At 42.7% G+C, this 25,947-nt stretch carries 24 protein-coding genes and 1 other annotated feature; of the genes, 17 read left to right on the plus strand and 7 right to left on the minus strand.

Annotated elements, in window-relative coordinates; genetic code table 11:
• Positions 1 to 68: 68 nt before the first annotated feature.
• The 5 genes from H70737_RS12130 (at position 69) to H70737_RS12150 (ending at position 4,381) form a co-directional block, all read left to right on the plus strand.
• The gene (locus H70737_RS12130) at positions 69 to 842 is read left to right on the plus strand and encodes a sugar phosphate isomerase/epimerase family protein (RefSeq protein WP_042187536.1); all 774 of its coding nucleotides are present in this window, start codon (positions 69 to 71) and stop codon (positions 840 to 842) included.
• The gene (locus tag H70737_RS12135) at positions 835 to 1,932 is read left to right on the plus strand and encodes a Gfo/Idh/MocA family protein (RefSeq protein WP_042187538.1); all 1,098 of its coding nucleotides are present in this window, start codon (positions 835 to 837) and stop codon (positions 1,930 to 1,932) included. The genes H70737_RS12130 and H70737_RS12135 overlap by 8 nt, the downstream gene beginning before the upstream one ends.
• A 22-nt stretch (positions 1,933 to 1,954) precedes the next feature.
• Positions 1,955 to 3,031 carry a Gfo/Idh/MocA family protein gene (locus H70737_RS12140; protein ID WP_042187540.1) on the plus strand — a complete coding sequence of 359 codons (1,077 nt, stop codon included), beginning with the start codon at positions 1,955 to 1,957 and terminating at the stop codon, positions 3,029 to 3,031.
• 26 nt (positions 3,032 to 3,057) lie between these two features.
• Entirely contained in the window at positions 3,058 to 4,026 is a 969-nt protein-coding gene (locus tag H70737_RS12145; protein WP_042187542.1) for a sugar phosphate isomerase/epimerase family protein, read from the plus strand.
• A gap of 97 nt (positions 4,027 to 4,123) precedes the next feature.
• Positions 4,124 to 4,381, plus strand: a complete 258-nt coding sequence (locus H70737_RS12150) for a DUF2164 domain-containing protein (RefSeq protein WP_042187544.1) — start codon at positions 4,124 to 4,126, stop codon at positions 4,379 to 4,381.
• A gap of 20 nt (positions 4,382 to 4,401) precedes the next feature.
• On the opposite strand, the gene fabV is transcribed toward H70737_RS12150, so the two are convergent.
• Positions 4,402 to 5,592, minus strand: a complete 1,191-nt coding sequence (fabV, locus tag H70737_RS12155) for an enoyl-ACP reductase FabV (protein ID WP_042187546.1) — start codon at positions 5,590 to 5,592, stop codon at positions 4,402 to 4,404.
• A 129-nt stretch (positions 5,593 to 5,721) separates the two neighbouring features.
• Here fabV and H70737_RS12160 point away from each other — a divergent pair, with 129 nt between their 5' ends.
• The 3 genes from H70737_RS12160 (at position 5,722) to H70737_RS12170 (ending at position 9,913) form a co-directional block, all read left to right on the plus strand.
• A complete protein-coding gene (locus H70737_RS12160; protein WP_052404261.1) occupies positions 5,722 to 6,684 on the plus strand; it encodes a phosphotransferase family protein in 963 nt (320 codons plus the stop codon).
• A 507-nt stretch (positions 6,685 to 7,191) separates the two neighbouring features.
• Positions 7,192 to 8,259 carry an ABC transporter ATP-binding protein gene (locus tag H70737_RS12165; RefSeq protein WP_042187548.1) on the plus strand — a complete coding sequence of 356 codons (1,068 nt, stop codon included), beginning with the start codon at positions 7,192 to 7,194 and terminating at the stop codon, positions 8,257 to 8,259.
• Positions 8,260 to 8,446: 187 nt separating this feature from the next.
• Entirely contained in the window at positions 8,447 to 9,913 is a 1,467-nt protein-coding gene (locus tag H70737_RS12170; RefSeq protein WP_042187550.1) for an arabinan endo-1,5-alpha-L-arabinosidase AbnB, read from the plus strand.
• Between the two features lie 87 nt (positions 9,914 to 10,000).
• Here H70737_RS12170 and fabF read toward each other — a convergent pair whose 3' ends face one another.
• On the minus strand, positions 10,001 to 11,239 hold the full coding sequence (fabF, locus tag H70737_RS12175) for a beta-ketoacyl-ACP synthase II (RefSeq protein WP_042187551.1): 1,239 nt from the start codon (positions 11,237 to 11,239) through the stop codon (positions 10,001 to 10,003).
• A gap of 124 nt (positions 11,240 to 11,363) precedes the next feature.
• On the opposite strand from fabF, the gene H70737_RS12180 reads away from it, so the two are divergent.
• Entirely contained in the window at positions 11,364 to 12,212 is an 849-nt protein-coding gene (locus tag H70737_RS12180) for a helix-turn-helix transcriptional regulator (protein ID WP_042187553.1), read from the plus strand.
• Between the two features lie 106 nt (positions 12,213 to 12,318).
• Here H70737_RS12180 and H70737_RS12185 read toward each other — a convergent pair whose 3' ends face one another.
• Positions 12,319 to 13,488, minus strand: a complete 1,170-nt coding sequence (locus H70737_RS12185; protein ID WP_042187555.1) for an MFS transporter — start codon at positions 13,486 to 13,488, stop codon at positions 12,319 to 12,321.
• Between the two features lie 186 nt (positions 13,489 to 13,674).
• Here H70737_RS12185 and H70737_RS12190 point away from each other — a divergent pair, with 186 nt between their 5' ends.
• The gene (locus H70737_RS12190; protein ID WP_042187557.1) at positions 13,675 to 14,091 is read left to right on the plus strand and encodes a Clp protease/crotonase-like domain-containing protein; all 417 of its coding nucleotides are present in this window, start codon (positions 13,675 to 13,677) and stop codon (positions 14,089 to 14,091) included.
• 158 nt (positions 14,092 to 14,249) lie between these two features.
• Positions 14,250 to 15,014, plus strand: coding sequence for an exodeoxyribonuclease III (locus H70737_RS12195; RefSeq protein ID WP_042193767.1), 765 nt, complete (start codon positions 14,250 to 14,252; stop codon positions 15,012 to 15,014).
• Between the two features lie 66 nt (positions 15,015 to 15,080).
• Here the strand turns inward: H70737_RS12195 and H70737_RS12200 are convergent, their stop codons facing one another.
• Both H70737_RS12200 and H70737_RS12205 read right to left on the minus strand, forming a co-directional pair.
• Positions 15,081 to 16,523: a serine hydrolase domain-containing protein gene (locus H70737_RS12200; RefSeq protein ID WP_042187559.1), complete on the minus strand. Its 1,443-nt coding sequence runs from the start codon at positions 16,521 to 16,523 to the stop codon at positions 15,081 to 15,083.
• A gap of 86 nt (positions 16,524 to 16,609) precedes the next feature.
• Positions 16,610 to 17,746 carry a VanZ family protein gene (locus tag H70737_RS12205; RefSeq protein WP_042187561.1) on the minus strand — a complete coding sequence of 379 codons (1,137 nt, stop codon included), beginning with the start codon at positions 17,744 to 17,746 and terminating at the stop codon, positions 16,610 to 16,612.
• Positions 17,747 to 17,895: 149 nt separating this feature from the next.
• Between H70737_RS12205 and H70737_RS12210 the strand changes: the two genes are divergently transcribed.
• On the plus strand, positions 17,896 to 18,243 hold the full coding sequence (locus H70737_RS12210) for a hypothetical protein (protein ID WP_042187563.1): 348 nt from the start codon (positions 17,896 to 17,898) through the stop codon (positions 18,241 to 18,243).
• Between the two features lie 166 nt (positions 18,244 to 18,409).
• Complete coding sequence (locus H70737_RS12215) at positions 18,410 to 19,642, plus strand: aminopeptidase (protein WP_042187565.1); 1,233 nt, start codon at positions 18,410 to 18,412, stop codon at positions 19,640 to 19,642.
• A gap of 238 nt (positions 19,643 to 19,880) precedes the next feature.
• On the opposite strand, the gene trpS is transcribed toward H70737_RS12215, so the two are convergent.
• Positions 19,881 to 20,876 carry a tryptophan--tRNA ligase gene (trpS, locus tag H70737_RS12220; RefSeq protein ID WP_042193769.1) on the minus strand — a complete coding sequence of 332 codons (996 nt, stop codon included), beginning with the start codon at positions 20,874 to 20,876 and terminating at the stop codon, positions 19,881 to 19,883.
• A 102-nt stretch (positions 20,877 to 20,978) separates the two neighbouring features.
• Positions 20,979 to 21,262, minus strand: a binding site (T-box leader).
• Positions 21,263 to 21,463: 201 nt separating this feature from the next.
• On the opposite strand from trpS, the gene H70737_RS12225 reads away from it, so the two are divergent.
• A complete protein-coding gene (locus tag H70737_RS12225) occupies positions 21,464 to 21,889 on the plus strand; it encodes a hypothetical protein (RefSeq protein WP_042187567.1) in 426 nt (141 codons plus the stop codon).
• 56 nt (positions 21,890 to 21,945) lie between these two features.
• Here the strand turns inward: H70737_RS12225 and H70737_RS12230 are convergent, their stop codons facing one another.
• Positions 21,946 to 22,314 carry a winged helix-turn-helix transcriptional regulator gene (locus tag H70737_RS12230; RefSeq protein ID WP_042187569.1) on the minus strand — a complete coding sequence of 123 codons (369 nt, stop codon included), beginning with the start codon at positions 22,312 to 22,314 and terminating at the stop codon, positions 21,946 to 21,948.
• A gap of 224 nt (positions 22,315 to 22,538) precedes the next feature.
• Between H70737_RS12230 and H70737_RS12235 the strand changes: the two genes are divergently transcribed.
• From H70737_RS12235 to H70737_RS12245, 3 genes are all read left to right on the plus strand, one after another.
• On the plus strand, positions 22,539 to 23,075 hold the full coding sequence (locus H70737_RS12235; RefSeq protein ID WP_042187570.1) for a sigma-70 family RNA polymerase sigma factor: 537 nt from the start codon (positions 22,539 to 22,541) through the stop codon (positions 23,073 to 23,075).
• Complete coding sequence (locus H70737_RS12240; protein ID WP_081951102.1) at positions 23,068 to 24,189, plus strand: DUF4179 domain-containing protein; 1,122 nt, start codon at positions 23,068 to 23,070, stop codon at positions 24,187 to 24,189. Before H70737_RS12235 ends, H70737_RS12240 begins: the two co-directional genes overlap by 8 nt.
• 186 nt (positions 24,190 to 24,375) lie before the next feature.
• A complete protein-coding gene (locus H70737_RS12245; RefSeq protein WP_042187574.1) occupies positions 24,376 to 25,947 on the plus strand; it encodes an ABC-F family ATP-binding cassette domain-containing protein in 1,572 nt (523 codons plus the stop codon).

Consider the following 25,947-nt stretch of genomic DNA (forward strand, 5'->3'; position numbering starts at 1 on the left):
GACGAGCAGCAGAAAGAAGTTTAAATGAATTAGTAAGCTAACCCTAAACCCATTGGAGTGATTAGAAAATGCTGAAGATAGGTCTGCAATTGTACACGCTTAGAGAAGAATTGGAACAGGATTTTGAAGGAACACTGCGTAAGGTAGCAGCCCTTGGATATAAAGGCGTAGAGTTTTTCCACTATTTCGGCCGCACCGCAGCAGAAGTCAAACAATTGCTAAATGAGCTTGGACTAGTTGCGCTCGGCGCACATCGTCCATATGACGCATTGCTGAATGATACAGAAGCAGAGATCTCTTACAATCTTGAGATTGGAAATCCAAATTTGATTGTTCCTTATTTGTCAGAAGAACAACGTAACTATGTAGAGGTTGCCGCGAATCTGAAGGTTATTGGAGAAAAGTGCAAAGCGGGCGGAGCAGTTCTTCTGTATCACAATCATGATTTCGAGTTAACAGATAAATATGGTGATAGTGACCGTACTGCTTTTGATGGATTGTTTGAAGAGGTGCCGGCTGACCTGTTGCAAGTGGAAATGGATACTTGCTGGGTACATCATGCAGGCTATGATCCAGTTGAATATATCAATAAATACGCAGGTCGACTACCGATCATCCATCTGAAGGATTTGAAGAAAAAAGAAGACGGATCTCCGGAAACTGTTGTACTAGGTGAAGGTGAAGTGAACCTTACTGCAATTTTAAATGCAGCTGTACAGGCAAATGTGGAGTGGGCGGTAGTAGAGCAGGATTTCTGCAGTCGTTCACCATTAGAAAGTGTAGAAGATAGTTTGAAATGGGTAAAAGCATACGCAAATCAAGGAGGAAAAGTTAATGTCTAATAAGTTGAGAATTGCTATTGTAGGTTGCGGTGGTATCGCAAATGGGAAACATATGCCAAGTTTGTCACGTCAGAAGGATGCTGAAATGGTAGCTTTCTGCGATATCATAGAAGAGCGTGCACAGAAAGCCGCTCAGACTTATGGCGCTGAAGGCGCTGCTGTTTATACAGATTACACTGAGCTTTTGAAAGCTGGCGGATTTGATATTGTTCATGTATGTACACCAAATGACAGTCACTCCGTGATTACTATTGCTGCATTGGAAGCAGGTAACCATGTAATGTGCGAGAAACCAATGGCTAAAACCACTGCCCAAGCACAAGAAATGTTGGATGCTGCGAAGCGTACGGGGATGAAGTTGTCTGTCGCTTACCAGAACCGTTATCGTTCGGATAGTGAATACCTTAAAGCACTCTGCGAAAACGGCGAACTAGGTGATATCTATTATGCAAAAGCAATTGCCCTTCGTCGTCGTGCGGTTCCTACTTGGGGCGTGTTCCTGGATGAAGAAAAGCAAGGCGGCGGCCCACTGATCGATATCGGTACGCATGCACTTGATCTTACTTTATGGATGATGGATAATTATAAACCACGCAGTGTTATGGGCTCGTCTTTCCATAAGCTGAGTAACCGAAAGAACGCTGGAAATGCCTTTGGTCCTTGGGATCCTGAGCAATTTAAGGTAGAAGATTCAGCTTTTGGATTTATTACCATGGAAAATGGTGCTACAATTGTACTTGAATCTAGCTGGGCACTAAATGTATCTGAGTATCGAGAAGCTCAGACGCTTCTTGCAGGTACAGAAGGTGGTGCAGATATGAAGGATGGTCTGCGCCTAAACGGTGACCGTGGTGGACGTCTGTATGAGACCAAAGTAGACTTGTCTGCTGGTGGAGTAGCGTTCTTTGATGGTGGACAGGAAAATGAATCTGATCGTGAAGCTCGTTTGTGGCTTGAGGCGGTTAGAGAAGACAAGGAACCTGTAGTTAAACCTGAGCAGGCCCTCGTTGTTACTCAAATCTTGGAAGCTATTTATGAATCTTCACGTACAGGTCGCGCTGTGTATTTTGACGGCACATCAGATAATTAATAGGGAAGTAGGAGTGGAAGTCATGAGCTCAAAGATACATTCCGTAGTCATCGTTGGCTTTGGTGGAATGGGAAGTTATCACGCGAAATTAATTAAGGAGACTAACTCTCTAGAAGTGGTAGGGACATACGACTTGCTTGAAGCACGTCGTGCGGACTCCATCAATGCTGGTTACAAGGTATATGAAAGTTATGAAGAAGTATTAGCAGATCCTGCAGTTGAGATTGTTCTTATTGCGACACCAAACGATGTACACAAAGAAATCGCTATACGTGCGCTACAAGCTGGCAAACATGTTATTTGTGAGAAGCCAGTCGCTATGTCCAAGGAAGAGCTTCAAGATATGCTGGATGCTGCGGATGCAGCAGGACGTGTGTTCATGGTACATCAGAACAGACGTTGGGATGAGGATTTCTTAACCATCAAAAAAATGTATGATCAAGAGACCATCGGTTCTTTGTTCCAGCTTGAATCTCGCGTACATGGAGCGAATGGTATTCCAGGAGACTGGCGCCATGTCAAGGCACAAGGTGGAGGAATGCTGCTAGATTGGGGCGTTCATTTATTAGATCAGCTCTTATTTATGATCGATAGCAAAGTCATCAGTGTGAGCAGCAGTCTGAGCTTTATTTTAGGCAATGATGTAGATGATGGCTTTGAAGCCATCCTGCAATTTGAGAATGGAATTAAAGCTATCGTTGAGGTTGGGACAACTAACTTTATTACGCTGCCTAGATGGTATGTGAAGGGTATTGAAGGAACGGGTATTATCGAAGATTGGTCTTTAACTGGACGTTTAGTAACCAGAAACAATGAAGGTGAAAAGATCGAACCTAAGCCTATACGTGCTGGTGTTGGATTAACCAAAACTATGGCGCCTCCTTCAGAAGGGGCTACGATTACAGAAGCTTTACCTCAACCTGCGGAGCTAGGCTCTAGCTTCTATGACAATTTCGCAGCCGTTATTGAGGGAACAGCAGAGCCAATCGTTAAGAATGCCGAAGTAATGCGTGTTCAGAATTTGATTGAAGCTATTTTTGAATCTGCTGAGAAGAACCAAGTAGTAAAAGACTTCGATATGTATGGTGAAGGTAAGTAAACTATTTGCAAAAGAGGTGACTTACAATGAAACTTGGAGTATTTATGGTCTTGTTTGGGGGTCGCAAGCTGGAGGATGCTCTTGATTATGTAGCGTCCAAAGGTCTAAAGGCGGTAGAGATTGGTACAGGAGGGAATCCTGGTAACAGCCATTGTGATCCTAAGATGCTTCTCGAGAATGAGACAGCATTGAAAGAATTCAAACATGCTGTGGAATCCCGTGGATTGACGATCAGTGCATTGAGCTGTCACGGAAATCCCCTACACCCACAAAAAGAGCTTGCCCAGAAGGATCATGAGGACTTTGTGAACTCGGTCAAATTGGCGCAGAAGCTAGGAGTTCCAGTCGTTAATACGTTCTCTGGCTGTCCAGGTGATCATGAGGGTGCCAAGTATCCGAACTGGCCGGTAGCTCCATGGCCAAATGATTATCAAGAAATTCTGGATTGGCAATGGGAAAATAAAGTGATTCCTTACTGGACTGAATGGGGAGCCTTTGCCGCAGAGCATGATGTGAAGGTTGGTCTTGAGCTGCACGGCGGATTCTCCGTTCACACACCTGCTACTCTACTGCGGTTGAGAGAAGCTGCAGGTGAAGTAATCGGAGCTAACCTTGATCCGAGTCATATGTGGTGGCAAGGAATTGATCCAGTGCAGGCAATTCATATTTTAGGCCGCCAAGGCGCAATTCATCATTTCCACGCTAAAGATACAGTTATTGATCCAGTCAATGTCAATATGCATGGCTTAACAGATATGCAATCCTATACCAAAATGCTTGACCGTGCATGGCAGTTCCGTTCGGTTGGCTTTGGACATGATCTTAAGACTTGGGCTGATATTATGAGTGCTCTTCGTTTGGTAGGATATGATTATGTGGTCAGTATTGAGCATGAAGATGGATTGATGTCTGTGGAAGAAGGCTTCTCCAAAGCTGTAAGTAACCTTCAACAAGTATTGATTGAGGAGCCACTAGCAGAAATGTGGTGGGTTTAGATTAAAGGGTGTAGATATAAGAAATGACGTGCGCAAGCACGTCATTTTTCCTGTATTAATAATCTGAATTTTAAACCATACAAATTGGAGGACGATCATGCAGCCGATAAAAATACAGAGAGAACACAAACTACAAATTACATCCAGCATTCAGGATTATTTTGAAACGGAGCTGTCTAGCGAAATTGGCCAATTAGCAAGTGAGAATCTTCTTGATTTTATGCTCAAAGAACTCTCACCTTATATTTATAATCAGGCACTGGCAGATGCCCGTAAAGTGATTGAGCAAAAGATGATTTCCATTGAAGAAGAATTGTATGCACTTGAGCAACCACTAACATCTGCTAGAAGATAGTCCGCAACATAATGTATTGTTTACCGCTGATTGGTAACCGTTACGTCTGGATCAGTCTCAGCTTCATAATCTACACCCTCAGTCTCAAATCCGAATAACTGGAAAAACTCCTGTTTGTAGCTTTCTAGATCTGTCAATTCATAGATATTGTCTGTCGTGAGTTTATCCCAGATTTGAGTCACTTGATCCTGTACATCCGGGGACATCTCCCAGTCATCGATTCGGATACGCCCTTCTTCGTCCACAGAAGTCCCTTCGATCGCATAAAGACGTTCTGCAAACAACCGATAGGTTTGCTCAATACAACCCTCATGAAGTCCTTTCTCTTTCATGACTTTGTATAGCGCAGAAGTGTACAGGGGGACGACAGGAATTGCTGAGCTAGACTGTGTGACCAGTCCTTTCGTAACTGCTACATAAGCTCGACCGTCTATACTAGATAGTTCATCGTTAAGAGTGTGTGCTGTTAATTCTAGATGATCTTTTGCGCGTCCAATCGTTCCCTTACGATATACAGACTGGGTAATCTCCGGCCCGATATATGAGAATGCGATGGTGGTGGCATGATCGGCCAAAGCTCCGGCTTGATGGAGAGCTTCAATCCAAAGCTGCCAATCGTCACCACCCATCACTCGAATGGTATCATCGATTTCTTTGTCTGTAGCAGGCTCAATAGAAATTTGACTAACTTCACCCGTATGAAAGTTTACGGTTTTATTAGTGTAGGTATCTCCTATAGGTTTAATTACGGAGTTATAAACTTCACCCGTCACAGGATCTGTTCGACGGGCAGAAGCAACGCTGTAGATGACTAGATCAACTTGTCCCAATTCACTGCGAATCAGCTGTATGGTTCTATCCTTAGTTTCTTTGGAGAAGGCATCACCGGTTACGCTGTAGGATTGAAGTCCAGCTTTCTCTGCAAGTTCCTCAAAGGCTGCTGAATTGTACCATCCAGCAGAGGCTGTACGGGCTCCATTGCTGCTGCTCTGGCGGTAGACGCCTACTGTGCTGGCTCCAGCCCCAAAGGCGGCTGTAATCCGTGAGGCGAGGCCATATCCTGTAGAGGCGCCAATGACAAGCACCTTGCGTGGTCCTTTGATCTCGGGTTGTGTCTGGATATATTCGATTTGCCGCTCTACTTGACGAGCGCAACCTTGCGGGTGTGCGGTAGTACAGATAAAGCCGCGTGTTCTAGGTTTAATAATCATGTTAATCGTTTCCTCTCTTTCATAAAAAGCAGGCTAATGAGACTCGTTTGTTCTAATTTTAACAATTTTCAATCAAATGGAGAAGGATTGTTTATCCTTTGATACTTATTTCATTATGGTGGTGAGATCTTGGAGAGCTTTACTAAAACAAAATTAACGACAGAGCAACAGAATGATTTGGTAGGTGTTACTTTTGGAAGCCATGTGAGCATTCAGCGAAGTACTGAACTGACAGGTGGCTATTTTAACGCAGCATATGACCTTTTATTATCAGATGGAAGAGACATGATTCTTAAGATAGCACCGTCAGCTGAAGCAGATACCCTTAGTTACGAGCATGATATTATGTCTGTAGAGGTTGCGGCGATGCGACTGATGAAGTCAAAAGGGACAGTACCTGTGCCTGAGGTATACGCTTATGATAACAGTAAAGAAATGATTTCAAGTGAGTTTTTTTTCATGGAGAAAATAGTTGGCCAGCCCTATAATGAAATTAAGGAAGCGCTAAGCTCGCAGCAGAGAATAAGTATTGAGGAAGAGTTAGGTCGTTATTCCCGTTTAATTAATGAAATTCCTGGTGAGCGTTTCGGATTATTTAGTGCGTCCACACCAGTAAAAGGAACTTCATGGCGGGAAACTTTTAAACATTTGATAATGAATCTGCTTGAAGATGCACGTCGTTTAAAGGTAGAAATGCCCATTCCGTTAGAAACTGTTGAGGCAGAGATCAAAAGTCACTTACATGTTATGGACGCAGTCGTTGAGCCTCGTCTAATACATTGGGATTTATGGGATGGCAATGTGTTTGTGCGAGAGGGCCGCATTGTTGCATTGATTGATTGGGAACGGGCACTTTGGGGCGATCCACTTATGGAATATTATTTTCGCTATATTGAGAATTCAGAGCATTTCTGCAGAGGTTACGGGAATAGCTTCGACAGCCCAAACGAACATGCCCGTAAAAAACTCTACGACTTATATATCGACTTAATTTACTTCATCGAGTGTTATTCGCGTAAGTACGATAGCCAAGGTCACCTTGAGTGGGCGCATGATAATCTGCTTGAGGGCTGGAAGCGGTTCATGAATTAACACATTTTTGACACAACTACAACATGACAGATAGGGAGACTGAGCAACAGTAGGGGAGAATTCTTATATTTGAACGGCTGAGTGTACATATTGATACCGTAAGTTTGCTGTAGCCGCTGTCAATACTACGTTTGTTTCATGATCATTTATGCACAAATAGCATTGCTTACTGAAGTACATGACCATGTAACTTTTGCTTTGGTTGTATTATTCGTGTATATTTTGATAGTGGGCTTTAGAATCATGGCAGTATTCCTTCCATACCATTTATTGTATTTAGCAGTACCTAGTAGTTCTTCCTTATTCTCTATTTGCGTATTTTAAAGAGGAGCTATCGCAACTATTGAGCACGCAATAATTAGATCTAGTACTAAAGTGTGAGGTTAGCCGTATTTTTTTCAGAAAAATCTTGACTAGAACCCTTAAAACTAGATAAAATAATACTTATTGCTTACAACATGCTGAGAATCATTATCATAATTGACGAGGAAATGAGAGGGTGACAAGATGGAGCGCCTTTTAGAGGTAAAAGACTTAGCGATATCATTCAAAACACACGGCGGAGAGGTACAAGCGATCCGTGGTGTTAGCTTCCATGTAGATAAAGGTGAAACTCTAGCGATTGTTGGGGAGTCAGGTTCCGGTAAAAGTGTAACCTCACAAGCGGTTATGAAGCTAGTTCCCACACCACCAGGAGAATATAAACGCGGACAGATTCTGTTCGATGGACAAGATTTGATTGGCAAGACAGAGAAGCAGATGCAGAAGATCCGCGGTAAAGAGATCGGTATGATCTTCCAAGATCCGATGACCTCTCTGAACCCAATGATGAAGGTCGGCAGACAAATTACTGAAGTGCTGCTTAAACATGAGAACATCTCCAAGGCTGATGCGAATAAACGTGGGATTGAGCTTCTCAATCTTGTAGGTATTCCTTCTCCAGAACGTCGCTTCAATCAATATCCACATGAATTCAGTGGTGGTATGCGTCAACGTGTTGTTATTGCAATGGCACTTGCTGCGAACCCTAAGCTTCTGATTGCGGATGAGCCGACTACTGCGCTCGACGTAACCATCCAAGCACAAATCCTTGATTTGATGAAGGAATTGCAAAAGAAGATTGATACGGCTATTATTTTTATCACCCATGATCTCGGGGTTGTAGCAAGAATGGCAGATCGTGTAGCTGTAATGTATGCCGGACAAATTGTTGAAATGGGAACAGCGGAAGAGATCTTCTACGATCCAAGACACCCATACACTTGGGGCTTGCTAGCTTCCATGCCAAGTCTAGAGAGCAAAGGATCTTTGCTAACAGCAATCCCTGGTACTCCTCCAGATTTGATCAAACCGCCTAAGGGCGATGCTTTCGCACTACGTTCCACTTACGCTATGCAAATCGATATGGAGAAAGAGCCTCCAATGTATAAGGTTTCGGATACCCATATGGTGAAGTCTTGGCTAATGCATCCGATGGCTCCTAAGGTGGAACCGCCGGCAGTTGTTAAGAACAGACAACGTGTGCTTAAGAATGCTTATCCAGAGCCAGTTTTGGTACAAGAAGGCGCTAATTAAAGAGATTATTTTACGTAAAATATAAAAGAAACGTCAGGCCATTTCGATGGCTTGGCGTTTTTTTATGTGTATGAATGTTCACTATTATTTAAATAAATATGAATTAATACGAACTTAGTTAAATAAAAAGATTGACTATTGTTTGTTTTCGTTTCAAAATGAAAAGGCATACATAGGAGGTATAACGATGAGAAAAGCAATTATGACTACAATGATCAGCGTTTCATTATTAGCAGTAACCGCGTGCAATGACAATTCAGCTAGTTCCAGCAACACAAATAACGTAGCTGACTCTGCCCAGCCTGTCTTCAAAAATGTATCTGTACATGATCCGTCGATCATTATGACAGATAACAAATACTATGTGTTCGGCTCTCATTTAGCATCTGCTAAATCAAATGATCTGATGTCTTGGACTCAGCTGTCCTCTGGGGTGGTAGAAGGAAACGTTCTCATTCCTAATGTCAAAGAGGAGTTTGCTGAAGCATTAAAATGGGCACAGACGGATACCTTATGGGCACCCGATGTTATCCAATTGGCGGATGGCAAATACTATATGTATTACAATGCTTGTAAAGGGGATTCCCCGTTGTCTGCACTCGGCATAGCTGTGTCGGACAATATTGAGGGACCTTATAAGAATAAAGGAATCATTCTGAAGTCAGGTATGATGGGCAAGGGTGATGATGGAGAAATATATGATGCCACTCAAAAGCCGAATGTAGTAGATCCGGATGTGTTCTTTGATAAAGAAGGGAAGCTGTGGATGGTCTATGGCTCTTACTCCGGTGGTATTTTTATTATGGAACTAGATGCGAATACAGGCTTCCCGCTGCCAGATCAAGGTTATGGCAAAAAGCTTTTGGGTGCGAACCATGCTCGGATAGAAGCTCCATATATGCTGTACAGTCCGGAAACGGATTACTACTATCTGTTCCTATCCTACGGTGGTCTGGCTGCAGACGGTGGATATAACATCCGTGTAGCTCGTTCAAAGGCGCCTGATGGACCTTTCGAAGATTCTGAGGGTCAAGATATGATTAATGCACAAGGATCGCCATCCGTATTGTTCGATGATCCAGCATATGCTCCTTATGGAGTGAAGCTAATGGGGAATTTCGAATTCTTGAATACAGATGACGAGCTGCCAGTGAGTGGAGAAGGATATGTATCACCAGGTCATAACTCAGCGTTTTATGATGAAGAGAATGGCAAGTATTATCTGATCTTCCATACACGGTTCCCGAATCGTGGAGAAAAGCATGAGGTAAGAGTTCATCAGATGTTTATGAACAGTGAGGGCTGGCCGGTTGTAGCCCCGCACCGCTATGGCGGAGAGAGCATAGAGAAATACACAAAAGAGCAAATTTCAGGCGAATATAAATATGTAAACCATAACAAAGACATTACGGCTGATATCGTGCAGTCGGAGCTGATTGAATTCACTAAGAGCGGTAAGATTAAAGGAGCAGTAAAAGGGAAATGGAAGCTTATTGATGATCATACTGCTGAGCTTACCATTGACGGTTCTACTTATAATGGGGTGTTCCTGAAAGAGTGGAATGAAGCAACAGCTAGTAACGTTATGACGTTTACTGCGGTTTCCAAGGAAGGTATCTCTATCTGGGGGAGCCACGTATCAACGATGGAATAACAGATTTTTTTGAAATTGGCAGTAGAAACGGGGTTCCAATTAGTCCTAAGAATGACTAAGTCGGAACCCCGTTTTATGGATGATTGGTCAATCTTCAAACTTTCGAATCACAATGACAGCATTATGCCCACCGAAACCAAAGGAGTTAGACATACCTATAGTAAGATCAGATTTTCGCGCAATGTTCGGAACATAATCTAAATCACAGATGGAATCTTTGACCTCCTGATTAATGGTAGGTGGGATGATTCCTTCTTGAATGCTCTTAATAAGGGCAATGGCTTCTAGGCCACCAGCCGCCCCTAAGGCGTGTCCAGTCATGGACTTATTAGCAGTTACGGGAATCTGGTAGGCTTGATCACCGAATAACTTCTTTATCGCAAGGGTCTCAGAGCGGTCACCTACTACTGTACTCGTGGCATGAGCACTAATTACATCCACCTCTTCGGGCTGGAGATTAGCTTCATTCAGGGCCAGCTTCATCGCTTGATAAGCACCAATTCCTTCTGGATGGGTGGCGACCATATGATAGGCATCAGAGCTGGCACCATAACCGATAACCTCTCCGTGAATCTTGGCGTTTCTACGCTGCGCATGAGAAAGTGACTCCAGAATAACTATTCCGCCACCTTCACCGATAACAAATCCGTCACGTTCCCCGTCAAAAGGCCGACTCGCCTTAATCGGCTCCTCATTTCGAGTGGATAAGGAGGTGGCATTGCCGAAACTGGCTAAAGAGATTTCAGTAATGGCTGCTTCTGATCCACCAGCAATTACGATGTCGGCACCTCCATAACGGATCAACCGGAAGGCTTCACCGATTGCCGTATTTCCAATAGAGCAGGCAGTTACTGGAGACATTGTAGGACCTAAGGCTCCTAATTTAATGCTGATCATCGCCGCAGCCATATTAGAGATCATCATGGGAATTAAAGTGGGGCTGACCCGATCTGGTCCGCGGCCCTTTAGCACATTCCCTTGTTCCATCAAGGTTTGAATTCCACCAACGCCTGATCCTACATAAACCCCGAGACGTTCCTTGTCAATCTTATCAAGCTGTAGACCGGAATGTGTCCAGGCATCTTCAGCGGCTGCCAGAGCGAACTGACTAAATCTATCCATTCTGCGTGCTTCTTTACGGCCAAATCTGGCCTCCGCATCGAAATCATGCACGACTCCCGCGATCTTTGTCTTAAAGTTAGAGGTATCAAATGAAGTGATTGGGGAAATACCCGACTCACCAGAAACTAGACGATCCCAGAATTGTTCTATTGTATTTCCAAGGGGTGAGATTAAGCCCATACCTGTAATAACTACGCGTTCCATAATGAACCTCCTCAAGAAGTGTATATAGGTATTTTTCCACTTATTTTATCCTATTACAAGTTATCGTTTATCATAGTATAATTTGTACTATACTAAAGAATGTAACAGAGAGGAGAGGAAGCGTATGGCTAATCAGACGAGGTTGCAGGCATTATCAGATTTCTTAAAAGCACGCCGTGCTGCAATCTCACCCAGCTCTGTTGGACTGCCAGAAGGCACACGTAGGAGAACGCCTGGACTTCGCAGGGAAGAGGTTGCACAGTTAGCGGGGGTAAGCAGTACCTGGTATACGTGGCTAGAACAGGGCAGGGATATTAAAGTATCTTCGTCTGTTCTGGACTGTATTGCGACTGCCCTAAAGCTAACTAATGATGAGCGGAAATATCTTTTTGCACTAGCACTAGAGACTGGAACAGGGAACGTTCTATTTCAGCAAGAAGAATCCTCAATAATAAGTCCTTCTCTACAGAAAATTTTACAGGAGCTTAAGACTTGTCCTACGATTATTTCAGACCGGCGTTGCGGGATTGTAGGTTGGAATGAGGCTGCAGCACATGTGTTTCTAGATTTCTCTAAGTTGCCCATCGAGGAGAGAAACATGATTCGTTTGTTATTTGTTCGTAAGGAGTTCAGACGTTTAGCTGTAAATTGGGAACAATTCGTAAGTGGTTATCTATCCATCTTTAGAGCGTATTACGGACAATATGTAGAGGATCGTTGGTATGATGAATTCATAGAGGAATTAAAGGGACTGCATCCAGCGTTTAATGAAATGTGGGAACAAAGTCGTGTAAGTTCTGCTCCAGATGTGCTATTGGAATTCAGACATGCCAAAGCAGGGAAAATGTTATTTCATTTAACCTCACTACAGGTTCAAGGCAGCACAGATTTACGTTGTAGTATTTATACACCTGCCGCAGATTCAAATACTGAAATCAAACTGAAGCAGCTTATGGAGCAGCATAAAGAATGACTTAGGTAGAAGTTCATAGAAAAGCATCTCTAGCTGAATTATCAACTAGAGTGCTGCGACCAACAGTGCATGAACTTGAAGTGTAAGACTATTGAATGCTGGAAGATTAATGAGTGGCTATATTCTTTTTATTAGCGTGTTTACTTCCATAGATTCTGTACAATATCAATCCGAACAGCATACCGATAAATGACATCACGGAAATTGTTAAATAAAGGACCTTACCTCCAAAGGCTTCATATAATGCTCCACCTGCATAAGAGGCGAGAATTCCTGATACACCGAAGAACAGTAACGCCAACACAGTTTGACCCGTAGCACGCCATTCCACAGGCACAATACTATATAGATACTGAATAGCTGCAGAGTAGAATACCGGAAAGGTAAGGATTTGTAGAATCTGTAGATAAGCTAATAAATGCGGATCCAAAATCCAGGCCGAAATAAAGAATCGAAGAAAATAAAAGGCTCCAGAAATCGAAATAATGATTAGCTCTTTTCCTTTGCGTAGCCACCAAAAGCTTAAGGCGAACACAATAATTTCACTCATTGCGGCGATAAAGAACGATTGACCAACTAATTCAGGACTGCCACCAAGCTCGCGAATATAAACTCCAAGGAAGGTATCGTTCATTCGTGCGGGAACGGAGCTAATAAAGATGAGCACTAGAAATAGCAGTGTTTCTTTGTTGCTAAGAAAATGCTTCAGGCTGTCAAGTGTGACCGGTTTACCGGTCACAGGAGCATCTGGCATGAACCAGCTGACTACGAAGCTTGTAAGACTAATCGCGACGAACAGCAAGGCCATCCCTTGTGAACCGAAATAACTCATCACATAACCTGTGAGTAGGGCCATAACACCGTACCCTAACGCACCGTATGTACGTATCGAACCATAACTAATTCCAGCTGCCTCAGAGATCCGGAAATTCAGGCTTTCAGCTAGCGGATCGATAGGCATTAAGAAGAAATAGAGCAGCATCGCAAAAAGAATAAGTCGCACGTAGCTGCTAGAATCGAATAAAAAGTATCCCGTTACCGCAGAGCATAACAACAGAATTAACAGCACTTTGCGGATCGTTCTTGTTTTGTCACTGATCATCCCCCATAAGGGTTGAGCAATAATGGTAACAAACCCTCCAGTACCAATAATGAATCCAATTTGCGCCGGGTTAAGACCCTGCTCCCCTAAATAGACTGGCAGAAAAGGAATAAACATAGCCAGCAACGCAAAATACAAAAAGTTAAACCCTCGTAATAGTGTTGGTGCATTCATAAGTCTCTTTACCTCACGTATTTAATAATATTTGTATAGTGTCAATTTGGTTATTGTATCACGGATGTTGAATGATTAGGATATAAATCTATGATAAAAATATACTATTCTCCCATATGATATATCCATTCAAGGTTCAGTTCATTTTCATAGAATGTTGTATAACCTTGAAAGGAAGTGTTAAGAATGGCGTCAATTATTGATTATGGTTCTACGTTTTTAACTGTTGATGGTCCAGTATTGGCGGTTGGTGTTGGTCAAGGAATAACTACTACCTCTGTATTTCTTGATCCGGCTAATCCTGCAACTTTTCGTTCGAGAGTTGAGCTAAAAGCGAGTTTCGGTGTTGATAGTTTTTCATTTACAGATGATATTCGCGTAGATATTTACAGAGGTGCTACAAAAGTATACAGTAGCCCGCTCAATCGATTCTTTGAACCTGGTAACAACCTTCAGATTGTAAACGTGCTTGCTGTGGATGGTGGACTGCCGGGAACCCAAATTTATACACTGGGTGTTCTATTTGCTAATAGTAATAATGCTGGAAGTTTAATTCAAATAAAAGGCCCAATTACATTCACAGCTACAGCCATTGGTCTATAAGTTAGCTAGCGTATGAATTAACCAAAAGCTGCACCAATTCTCCGCAATGGAGAGAGGTGCGGCTTTTGCTGCTATACATATCCCGTCAGCTCACTATAGTGATATAATAACCGCAGTAATAGTATAACTAAAGCAAAATGCAAGGAGAAAAGCCGATGATAAAGCTGGTATCATGGAATGTTAATGGCCTTCGGGCCTGTGTCAAAAAAGGGTTTAATGACTATTTCAAAGAAGTAGATGCGGATATCTTCTGTGTTCAAGAAACAAAGCTTCAGGAAGGGCAAATTACACTGGAGCATGGCGAAGAATACGATCAATATTGGAATTACGCAGTGAAGAAGGGCTATTCCGGTACGGCAATATTCACTAAAATCAAGCCGATCTCTGCGAGATATGGGATGGAAGAAGATGAAGAAGCAGAAGGTCGGATCATTACATTAGAGTTCGAACATTTTTATCTGGTCAACGTCTATACGCCTAATGCCAAACGAGATCTGTCTCGATTGGCATATAGGATGGAATGGGAGGACCGTTTCCGTAATTATCTCTTAGAACTGGATAAGCGTAAACCAGTTGTTGTCTGTGGAGACCTAAATGTTGCCCATGAAGATATTGATATCAAGAATGCAAAGGCTAACCGTGGGAACTCCGGTTTTACGGATGAAGAGAGAGGGAAAATGAGTACACTGCTTGAGTCGGGCTTCATAGATACGTTCAGATATCTTCACCCGGAGCTTGAGGGAGTGTATTCATGGTGGTCTTATATGCCGAAGGTGAGAGAGCGGAATGTGGGCTGGCGAATTGATTATTTCTTAGCTTCTTCTAGACTTGCACCTAATGTAATTGATGCCCAAATTGATTGTCAGATCATGGGTAGTGATCATTGCCCAGTCATGTTGAAGCTAGCTGATTTTTCGGAATAAAAAAAGGGATATAAGGCCGCTAAGTTCCTGCATAGGACGAAGCGGCCTTTCTTTTATTAACTATACCTATTGTATTCTTCCGATTATATCATCGAATTCAAGCGGTCCCATATTCACATTAATCCGCTGCTTAAGGATAAGCATGTTCTCTAGAATATTAATATCAAGTGTAATTAAGAAAGGCATTTCAACAAATAGCAAGGACAATTTAAGTTGATCTTCTGCAGTCCAAGTAAAGCTGGACATAATCCGGTTCATGAAAGGCTCCAGGATGAGTGCAAAGCTTTCGAGCCATTGTCCTCGGCCTAATCGAATGACATTCTTTTCACCAAGTTTAGTTATTAAAGTAACTTCAGCTTCATCATTGTTGAAAGAGATAGAGATAGTAGCTAGTGAAAATTGGTTGTCATCGAGTGTATAGGTTATACCATTCAATTGATCTTCTTGAAAAGATGACCGCTGCAATTGTGGAGGGTCTATCGATAAGTTTTTTAATTGGTCTGCCAATTTGGCTGCTAATGCTTGTTCTTCCAGAAGAGGGACATCTTTCATATTGGGTAATAAATGCTCCCACACTGCATTCAAAATACCTTGAATACTATTTGAAGCGGCAGTAATAGCAATTACCGCATCCTGATCGGGAAGAACAACGCAGAGTTGTCCGAATGCGCCATCGGCGCGGTAGGCTCCGTGTTGGCATCTCCAGAATTGATAACCATATCCGAGCGCCCAGTCATGATCGCCTTCGCCATTGGAAATGTGTTTGGAAGTTGCCTCATTAATCCACTGTTCAGGCAGGATTCGTTGATTATTCCAGATCCCTTTTTGTAAGTAAAGCTGGCCGAATTTAGCGATATCCTCTGTGGTAATGCTTAAGCCAAATCCCCCCGTGTTAATTCCACGTGGACAAGACTGCCAAGTTGCTCCGTGAATACCGAGCGGAGCGAACAGACGCGGTTCTAGATATTCTAGCAGTGTTTGGCCAGTAACTCGTTGAAGGATCGCGGACAGCATGTAAGTGGCGCCGGTATTATATAGGAAATGTGTACCTGGTTGTTTCTCCACTGGGACTGAGAAGAAAGCTTTAACCCAATTCCCGTCTGCACTTTTATGAAGTGTGTCCATAGTATCCACGACATGCCCGGTACCCATCATCAATAGATGTCTGATTGTCATGTTGGATAGATTGTCAGTGATAGTCGCAGGAGCCTCTTCAGGGAAGAAGGAGATGACTGAATTGTCGAGTGTGATTAGCTTTTCTGTGACCGCAATCCCGATTGCCGTTGAGGTGAAGCTTTTGCTAAGGGAAAATAGCATATGTGGAAGATCGGACTTATAAGGAGACCACCAGCCTTCAGAGACCACATACCCATGCCTAAGGAGCATGAAGCTATGCAGACCTAAGCTTTGCGTCTCTACTGCATCAATAAAGCTGGATATTGCGGCTGATGATATGCCCTGCTCTTCTGGAAGACTTCTAGACAACTGCAAGCTACTTGTAGTTTCCATTCATTCATCTCCTAAATTTTGAGAATCCTTGCCTTCCTATTTTATAATAAATTCCATTGTATAAATACTATATAAAATGAAGATTTTTAATCCTCTAAAGAGCTGCTGTTGGAGGCATCGGTATGCAATCTTTTCTCAGGCCATGAAATAACATGCGAGGTTCGGCTTAATTTCTCATAGATTAGCTGGTCATCTTTTTTGAATACCTTAATGATTAAATGAATAAAGAAAACTAAATCGACCAGTAGAACAATGAGGTAAGCGACCGTTCTCAATGGTGAAGATAGAAGCCCTGTCACATCAGAATCGATAACAAGCGCGTGAAGTCCAAGTAATATCCAATATAGCAGACCATATCGGATCATAAGCGCCCAGAAAGAAGCTCGATTACCTTTGCTCGTCACCCGAATACGTACAATCCATTTGCCTAAGGTCCGCCCACCAGTGAAAGCTGGAATCAGGATGAAGTAAATCCCTGTTACAATCCAGAAAGCACTTTTTATATCGAATCCATAAAGTACACCAAACCCGATGATCCACACCATACTATCGATGAAAAAAGCAATCCCTCTGCGGGTATAGGAGACTCTTTTGGCAGAACGGTCGATATTCGTATCCAGTTGTTCTATGCGTGGCAGTAACCCGTTTATCCAGATAGAAATTCGGAATCCAAAGATCCCTCCCAGCGTGTTGGTTATAAGATCATCGACATCAAATAGACGGTAGGGATGATCAAAAAAGCCGTAGATGCCTGTAACCTGAGTGACCTCAAAAGATAACGAAAGTATGAAAGACAAGAGAATACACATTCCCCAGCGCGTTCGGAAATAGTAGCCCAGAAACAATCCAAACGGCACGGTCAAAGCGATGTTAAATATCACCTGTAAAAAAGCAGGCTCGCGCAGTAATGACCAATACGTTGAAATCTGATCAGGTATGATCTTAGAACCATCTATAATATCTTGTATGAATTGAAGAGGGACGAGCTGCATCATACTTCCCGAAGGTGCCATATTATGTCTTGAGGAAGGCATCGGAAGCAAAACGAGAAAATAAGCGTTCATCAGATAGAGCAGCAATAAGTATAGGATTAAAGCTCTAAGCTTATGGATGTAGCCGTGTCTACGGTATTGAACGATTAGAAAAGGGAGTGTGAAGATCAATGCCGCTATAGGAAACATCATAAAGGCATAAGAAATTGGGAAAAAGTAAGAATGAAACATAAGTCACCTGCCGAATCATTGTTTTTGTGGAATAATGTAGTTTGCTGCAAACTAGCGTTCCCGGCTCATTATAAAATTTTATGATAGGGAACTCAACTTATTTATTTAGCGCTTCCGGCATACATATGTCTATAGAGGAGCGTGAAGTGATGGAGAAAAAGGTGCAGCAGTATTATCGACTGAAGCAAAAGCAAAAGGAAATTGAAAAAGAGTTAGCAGAGCTTCGGCAGGATATTCTAAGCTATTGTAGTGAGCAGGGGGCTACCGAGACTGAAATCGGAAGCTACAAAGTGAAGCTAGTGATGCAAAATCGCAAAGAATATGATGATCTCAAGTTATATGAAACCCTATCAGACCCCGAAGTGTGGCGTATGCTCTCCAAATCAGATCCCGCGAAGGTAGCAAGTTTGACCAAGCTTAACGTAATCTCTGAGGACAAGATTATGCATACCTATTCTTTAAAGACCGTAACGTTGCTGCAAGTGGATAAAAAATAAGGATTTACGTGAGCGGTTCCTTTCATGGGGGCCGCTTTATTATATCGAATCGCAACTCTTAGCATTTTGCGTTAAAATAAGAAGTGAAGCTGACCGTCTGCTGTTAAGGAGCTCCGGTGCTTTGGTGCGACAGTAAAGCAACCATAGAGATGGAGGAAGAGAATTCATGAAAGATTTTGATGTCATGTTAGAGAAATATGCGAACCTGGTTGTAAAAGTAGGGGTAAATGTACAGCCTGGACAAGTTTTGATGGTGCATGCACCTATTGAAACGGCAGAGCTTACTCGCTTGATTGTAAGTAAAGCCTATGAAGCAGGTGCTAAATATGTAATCGTTGATTGGGACGATGAAGCGACTACACGTATTCGTTACGAAAAAGCCCCAGAAGATTCCTTCGATTACTATCCACAGTGGCAAGCAGAAATGATGGAGAAGTTTGCGGAAGAGAACGGCGCCATCTTACATATTAAAGTACCAGATCCGGAATTGTTCAATGGTATTGATTCTTCCAAAGTGTCAAGAGCAGTTAAAGCGGCAGCTGTTGCTCGCAAAAACTACTCCAAATATACTCGTAATAGCAAAATTAGCTGGTCTCTCGTTAAGGCTCCAACGCGTGCTTGGGCGAACAAGGTGTTTGCTGATCTTCCAGAGGAAGAGCGAGTAGAGGCTATGTGGGAAGCGGTGTTCCAGATGAATCGTGTAGGTAGCGAGGATCCAGTTGCCGCATGGAGAGAGCATATCGGTCAATTGAAAGAAAGTCAGGATAGAATGAACGCTAAGCGTTATAAAAGCCTGCATTACCGCGCTCCGGGAACGGATCTGCATGTGGAGCTTCCAGAAGGACATTTATGGCGTGGAGGCGGCGGAGAGAATGATAAAGGCGTGTATTTCGTGGCTAATATGCCAACGGAAGAGATCTATTCCATGCCACATCGTACAGGTGTGAATGGTACCGTTAGAAGCACACTTCCATTGAATCTGAACGGACGTTTGGTAGAAGGCCTTTCCTTCACTTTTAAAGATGGAAAAGTAGTAGCATATGAAGCTGAATCCGGACGTGAGCATTTGACTTCGCTGCTGGCAACCGATGAAGGTGCATCCTATTTAGGAGAAGTGGCTTTAGTGCAGCATGATTCTCCAATCTCTCGCTTGAACCGAATTTTCTACAATACAGGGATTGATGAGAATGCCTCCTGCCATTTCGCGTTGGGAAGTGCTTATCCTGTCAATATTGAAGGCGGCACAAAGCTTACGAATGAAGAGCTTGTCGCACGAGGTGCTAATGTCAGCTTAACGCATGTCGATTTTATGATTGGTTCAGCTGAGCTGGATATTGACGGAGAATTGGCGGATGGTACGATTGAGCCGGTATTCCGTAAAGGGAATTGGGTGCTATAAGTGAAAATAAGGCCGTAATGATCCCTTGGGGGGAGGGTTACGGCCTTTTTTTGAAGAAAGGATTTACGTTATAGAAAGTATTTTTATATAGAAGCGGACAAGTATAAAGTCCTAACCCCTGGTCCAGAGTATAGCTTCAAGGAGGGATCGACGCTTGTAGCTGCAAGCGAAGCAAAAACAGCCGGCGCTCTCTCCAATAGAGAGTCCGGCGTTTTTTTATTGCCCTTAGAGATCAGTTTTATTTTGAAAAATAATTAAGGCCAATAGCCTCGCGTACTTCGGACATCGTTTCTTGAGCAATATCGCGGGCACGCTTAGTTCCGGATAATAAGATATCCTCAACAACCTTGGGTCTGGCAGCATAATAGGAGCGACGCTCACGCATTGGTTCAATTAGCTGGTCTAGAGCTGTCGTGATAAGCTGCTTACAGGCAGAACAGCTTATACTGCCACTTTCGCAGCTATCGTGAATTTCTGAGGCGCCATGCGAACGAACAGCACGATGATAAGCATAAATGGGACAAATATCTGGATGCCCAGGATCATTTTTATGAACACGGGCTGGATCGGTTGTGGCTTTACGGATCTTGAAGGTGATCTCTTCTTTCGTAGAGTCCAGCTCGATAGCATTGCCGAGGCTTTTACTCATTTTAGCATTGCCGTCTGTTCCTACTAGTCTTGGCGTCTCGCTGATGAGCGCTCTGGGCTCCACAAGGATGGGGCTGTACAGTTCGTTGAATCTACGTACGATTTTGCGGGTCAACTCCAGATGGGGAAGCTGGTCTTCTCCTACAGGAATAATCGTCGCTTTACAAAAGGTTATATCCGCAGCCTGGCTAACTGGATAACCTAGAAAACCATAATACAATTCATCTAAGCTGGAATTTTTCGATTCGGCTTTAATCGTGGGATTATGCCGTAAAGAATTCACAGTAACAAACATGGAGAATAGGACGGTCAGCTCAGCGATCTCAGGAACCATAGATTGAATAAATAGGGTGGCTTTATCTGGATTTATACCCGCCGATAAATAGTCCAGTGTGATTTCATTCAAGTTTTGACCAAGGTATTGAGGCCGATCAAAGTGAGTCGTTAGGGCTTGAATATCTGCTAGAAACACAAAAGTATCATATTGCTCCTGTAGAGTCACTCGGTTCTGTAAACTGCCCACGTAATGGCCAAGGTGCAGCTTTCCGGTCACTCGATCTCCAGTTAATACACGTTCTTTTATCATTTGAATTCCTCCTGTTTTGTCGCTTCTGATTAATATTGAGTCGCCACCACCAGCCATCATCCATGGCCATCACCTCCTTTAAATGACAAAAAAACCTCATCCAATAAGGACGAAGTTGTCGTGGTACCACCTTAAATGATCGCGCAACCAGGTTTCGTTAGTATTACGATCTTCTCTTACCGGTACGGAGAAGGTCTGAGACAATCTCGATACAGGTCCCTTGATAACGGCGGGAAACCCGGCTTTCCCTACAACATCAGCTAAGATGGTTCGGAAGAGCAACTCTAAAGGCCATTCGATCAAGCGCTGGACACCGGTTCGCAGCAGCCACCGGCTCTCTGAAGTCCATGTTCGATTGTCTACTTACCCTTTGTCTGCGTTGTTCATGATATTTTGGTAATTGTAATTCTGATAAGTGAGTTTGTCAATGGTTGGAAATTAGATGATGATACAGAGCATCTAGGTTTATATGATCTAGCAAAGTATCACTTAAATGTATATTATCATCAGCAATTAAGTCCAATCTATCATTGTTGATTCACAATATAATAATGTATAACCTTGTAATTGGAATGGAGTGATGATAAATGGCGACAAATATAAGTTATGGTTCACAGGCAAAAATCCCTTTAGACCCGTTTAATGCTGTTACAACGGTTGCAGGGATTCCTGGAGCTGGAGTGGGTCTTGCCACAGCGCAAGTAAATATTAGCCCAGCTAACCCAGCTTCTTTCTCTAGTAGAGTCGAGTTAAATGGTAGTTTTAGTCTTACTGCACTTGCTGATAGTCAATTTCTTGTTTTAATCCGACGTGCAGGAGTCGATATTTATAGCTCCTTTTTTCGTTTTACTACAATTACTGATATTCAATTAAATGTTCAGTGGGTTGATGGTCCTTATATTGGAGTCCACAATTATGAATTGGTAATTCAAAATGATAGCAACTTACCTATAAATCTATTTGGCCCCATATCATTCACAGCAACTGCTATTGGAGGAGACGGAGTAATTTAAGTTAAGGACAGTTAAATCAATCTGATTTAACTGTCCTTATTTTCATAGGGTAAAATTTATTTATTTAAAATGTTGTCCTCTAAAACAGCATATTTATCGCCATACTGCTTAATGATATGTTGTTCTCCCCAATTACATAGAGAAGTTAAAATGTCGCTTAAACTATCACCATACTCACTAAGCTCATATTCCACTTTGGGTGGAACCTGATTGTATACGATCCGGTTGATAATTCCATCGGCCTCAAGTTCGCGTAGTTGCTGGGTTAACATTTTTTGAGTAATTCCGGGCATTAACTGTTTTAGTTCCGATGTTCGCTTTTTGCCATGAGTTAAATGACACAAAATTACACATTTCCATTTCCCTCCAATTACTTCGAGTGTGGCCTCAACAGAAATATTGTATTTTTTCTTGATAGTTGTCATGATATCCTCCAATGTATGGGTACTTTTTAGTACCTATGGTACTTTTAAGTGCGTACTGTTGATTATGTCCAATTTTACTTATCATAACATTTATCGTTCTTTTTTTATAGAATGTTATAATTTTAAGTGCTCAGTCCCAAAAAAGTTAATACAAATAAAAACCGTTTCTATACCCTCCCCGTCTTAATCTATGAGAGGTTTAGGAGAGGGGGCTAAGGAAGGATATGACGATGACTAATGCAGAAATGAAGAAGGTAACGATTCTTGATTCTCGGAGCGAGACGGATTTCTACGATTCTATATTGGTACATAGAGAACAGCTATACAGTATTGCCTATAGCTACTTGCGTAACCGGAATGATGCGCTTGAAGCGATGCAGGAAATGACTTGCCGGGCCTGGATCAAAAGAAAAACGTTAAAGGATCCAAAAGCGTTTAAATCATGGATCATTCGGATCCTGATTTATGTCTGTATAGATGAACAAAGACGTAGAAAGCGTTCCATGCCGCTTGTTGACGAGAGAATAGGAGAGCAGATTACGCACATTGGCCATCATCGGATGGAAATGCTGTGGGCACTTGAACAGGTTAAACCCAAGTATCGCCATGTGCTGCTGCTTAAATACTACAACGATATGACCTTAAATGAGATTGCTAAAATACTGGATAAACCTGAAGGAACGGTCAAGACATGGCAGCATAAAGGACTCAAGCAGTTAAGAACGATCATTAAGAATCGGGGTGATTGGAACCATGAGTAGTCAGGAGGAGCTTGCCATGTTAATCGATGCTGAACGAATCCCACAGGAGCAAAAAATGGAGAGTGCGGCCGCACAAATCTATGCCATTCAAGCAGGACTCGAACTAGGTAAAAAGCGCGGAAAAAAGCTAATGTTCGCTAGAAGCGCTATGGCTGTACTGACTGCATCTGTTTTGATTGCAGGTTTACTCTTCTTCAATCCAACCCAATTGATGCCACAGCAAGCCTCTACAAGTATTGAATCAAGTGATTGGGGTGTGCTGGAACCTTTTAAGAAGCTGGCTGAATCTGATGTTGATGCCCTTACGTTAGAATCTGCAATTCGAAACGATTATGTGCAAATCGTGAATAAGAGCGCTGAGAAAAACGGATATAAGATCACTCTAAATGCTGTAATCGCTGATGAAAATAAAATTATACTGCTATATACAGGGACTACAAGTGGTGGTCAGGAAATTTACAATGTGAATAGTGTATGGCTTACAGATGCTGTGACGGGACAAAGTGTAGTGGATAAAAATGGGGGTAGAGGTGGGATGGGTTTACATGCTGTGGATAGTATTTATACATGGCTCGGAAAAACTATCTATCCACTAGATAAGGATAAAGCATTTCCAAAAGAGGTGGTGGCGAATTTTCAGATCGCTTCAGTGGATCCAGGAATGCTAGCAAAACCAAAAACGGGAACGGATCTAGCTGACATGCGCTATTCTGAACGTTTAAAGGTGAGCTTCGCTATTGATCCAAAATTCTGGGAACAGAAGACCGAGACAGTAGTTATAAATCAGCCTTTTATGATTGACGGACATGAAGTGAATCTTGCGCAGGTGGAGCTATCTCCTTTAAGTATAGTAGTTAAATTTACGTTAAGTGAGGCATTAAAAACCGATTGGGAGATCAGGAATGAGTTATTTGGAAAGACCCCCAGTGAGTTGACATCGCGGGTTGGGAAGCGCGAATTGAAAAATAATTCGATTGGCGGAAGTGGCAGTGAGGACGGATTTATAAGTAACTTTAGCAGTAACGTATTGGATCATCCAAAATTCATTCGTTTGAAGCTTGATGCGGGGCCTGATCGCGAGAAAGAGGAGTATATTGATATCTTGAAAAAATAAGCAGCAAGTGATGAGAGTGAGAATGTGCTGGGATTCGTAATGCAGAAAAAGGTCCGCTGACAGCGACCTTTTTTTGTTTTCTAGAAGATTAAATATGATTATAAAGTCCTTTTTAAAATAGTGCTATAATAGCTCTTTGAGTGTTCTGAGCTGTATTTTGATCTATATGAACTAGGGGTGATAGGTTTGAGCGTAATCCGTATGGAGAACGTAACTAAGAAATATGAGAATACTTTGATTTTTCGAGATATATATTTTCGAGTTAGCAAGGGTGAACGGATTGGGTTAATCGGACGAAATGGTGCGGGGAAGTCTACTGTATTTAAACTGATGATGGGAAAAGAGGAGCCAACAGCAGGGAAAGTAGAGTTAGATCCCAATGTGAAGATCAGTTATTTCTCTCAATTCTCGGAGCTTTCCGGGGCCTTGTCTGTACAGCAAGAGTTAGAATTGTGCTTTGAGCAGGTAGCGCTTATCGAACAGGAGCTTAACCAAATCGGGGAACAGCTTGGACAAGTGACGGATGATGACCAGATGAATACACTTTTAGAGCGGCAAGCGGCGCTTTTTGAACAAATGGATCATTTGGATGGCTGGAATGTATCTGTAGAAATCAACACTGTTCTGACGAAGTTGGGCTTCAATGAAAGATCACGGCATCAACCTGTAGATGAGTTATCGGGAGGATGGAGGAACCGTGCAGCACTGGCTAAAGTCTTAATTGAAATGCCCGACGTCGTATTGCTCGATGAGCCTACTAACTTTTTGGATATCGAAGGGATCGTATGGTTGGAGCAGTGGCTTCACCGTTTTAATGGGGCGATGATTCTCATCTCCCATGACCGGCAATTTATTGACAGAGTAGTCACACGTACGATAGAAATCGAGAATTATCATTTTCAGGAATATGAAGGCAATTACACCGACTATGTTCGTAAAAAGAAGATGCGCAAAAAGGTGCTTGATCGTCAATTCGAGTGGGAAGAAGAGCTTCTACTTATGGAGTCTGAAGCCATTGAAACCCGTGGGAACAAAAAGTCCCCGAAGGATCGTCTATCACGTAAACTGACAGATATGAAAAAGCGTGTGGAGCCTCATCCAGTGAACGTACTGATCACCGATATCTACAGCAATTTACGGTTTCCGGAAAAGCTTGGTGAAGTGAAGGGAATTGGACAAAGCTATGATAATCGGACAATATTCCAGAACATTAGCTTCGATATTCAAAAGGAAGATCGGATAGCTATTGTGGGGCCTAACGGAAGTGGGAAGTCGACACTCATAAAGGTATTGACTGGGCAAGAAGAGCCTGAAAGGGGTGGTGTGACTTGGGAACGTGGGGTCAGCTACGCGTACTTCAATCAGATGTGGGACGAACTCGATGTTAAAGATACAGTCAGTCATGCCGTAAATGTGTATGGGCTGGGACTCGATGCTCCGCGGAAAAAAGTGAATAAATTTCTATCGATGCTACAATTCTCGGAAATGGATCTGAGCAAAACGATCGGCAGTCTGTCAGGTGGACAGCAGGCCAGAGTAGCGTTAGCGAAATGCCTTCTCTCTGGCGCGGCTGTCATTATTTTGGATGAGCCAACGAATCATTTAGATTTGACGAGTATTCAGGTGATGGAGCAGGCACTCATTCATTTCCCTGGAGCCGTAGTTACCGTCAGTCATGACCGCTTCTTTATCGATAAAATAGCAACGAAAATGCTTACCTTCGATCCTGAAGCAGGAATCACTGAGCAGAATGTTTAG

It is taken from the genome of Paenibacillus sp. FSL H7-0737, assembly GCF_000758545.1.
Taxonomy (GTDB): domain Bacteria; phylum Bacillota; class Bacilli; order Paenibacillales; family Paenibacillaceae; genus Paenibacillus_AQ.

Excerpts from the sequence above, each read along its gene's own strand:
- fabF (WP_042187551.1), bottom strand. The coding sequence starts at position 11,239 with ATGGAACGCGTAGTTATTACAGGTATGGGCTTAATCTCACCCCTTGGA.
- H70737_RS12185 (WP_042187555.1), bottom strand. The coding sequence starts at position 13,488 with ATGAATGCACCAACACTATTACGAGGGTTTAACTTTTTGTATTTTGCG.
- H70737_RS12135 (WP_042187538.1), top strand. The coding sequence starts at position 835 with ATGTCTAATAAGTTGAGAATTGCTATTGTAGGTTGCGGTGGTATCGCA.
- H70737_RS12200 (WP_042187559.1), bottom strand. The coding sequence starts at position 16,523 with ATGGAAACTACAAGTAGCTTGCAGTTGTCTAGAAGTCTTCCAGAAGAG.
- H70737_RS12165 (WP_042187548.1), top strand. The coding sequence starts at position 7,192 with ATGGAGCGCCTTTTAGAGGTAAAAGACTTAGCGATATCATTCAAAACA.
- H70737_RS12230 (WP_042187569.1), bottom strand. The coding sequence starts at position 22,314 with ATGACAACTATCAAGAAAAAATACAATATTTCTGTTGAGGCCACACTC.
- H70737_RS12225 (WP_042187567.1), top strand. The coding sequence starts at position 21,464 with ATGGCGACAAATATAAGTTATGGTTCACAGGCAAAAATCCCTTTAGAC.
- H70737_RS12150 (WP_042187544.1), top strand. The coding sequence starts at position 4,124 with ATGCAGCCGATAAAAATACAGAGAGAACACAAACTACAAATTACATCC.
- H70737_RS12190 (WP_042187557.1), top strand. The coding sequence starts at position 13,675 with ATGGCGTCAATTATTGATTATGGTTCTACGTTTTTAACTGTTGATGGT.
- fabV (WP_042187546.1), bottom strand. The coding sequence starts at position 5,592 with ATGATTATTAAACCTAGAACACGCGGCTTTATCTGTACTACCGCACAC.
- H70737_RS12145 (WP_042187542.1), top strand. The coding sequence starts at position 3,058 with ATGAAACTTGGAGTATTTATGGTCTTGTTTGGGGGTCGCAAGCTGGAG.
- H70737_RS12180 (WP_042187553.1), top strand. The coding sequence starts at position 11,364 with ATGGCTAATCAGACGAGGTTGCAGGCATTATCAGATTTCTTAAAAGCA.
- H70737_RS12215 (WP_042187565.1), top strand. The coding sequence starts at position 18,410 with ATGAAAGATTTTGATGTCATGTTAGAGAAATATGCGAACCTGGTTGTA.
- H70737_RS12140 (WP_042187540.1), top strand. The coding sequence starts at position 1,955 with ATGAGCTCAAAGATACATTCCGTAGTCATCGTTGGCTTTGGTGGAATG.
- H70737_RS12210 (WP_042187563.1), top strand. The coding sequence starts at position 17,896 with ATGGAGAAAAAGGTGCAGCAGTATTATCGACTGAAGCAAAAGCAAAAG.
- H70737_RS12240 (WP_081951102.1), top strand. The coding sequence starts at position 23,068 with ATGAGTAGTCAGGAGGAGCTTGCCATGTTAATCGATGCTGAACGAATC.
- trpS (WP_042193769.1), bottom strand. The coding sequence starts at position 20,876 with ATGATAAAAGAACGTGTATTAACTGGAGATCGAGTGACCGGAAAGCTG.
- H70737_RS12130 (WP_042187536.1), top strand. The coding sequence starts at position 69 with ATGCTGAAGATAGGTCTGCAATTGTACACGCTTAGAGAAGAATTGGAA.
- H70737_RS12235 (WP_042187570.1), top strand. The coding sequence starts at position 22,539 with ATGACGATGACTAATGCAGAAATGAAGAAGGTAACGATTCTTGATTCT.
- H70737_RS12170 (WP_042187550.1), top strand. The coding sequence starts at position 8,447 with ATGAGAAAAGCAATTATGACTACAATGATCAGCGTTTCATTATTAGCA.
- H70737_RS12205 (WP_042187561.1), bottom strand. The coding sequence starts at position 17,746 with ATGTTTCATTCTTACTTTTTCCCAATTTCTTATGCCTTTATGATGTTT.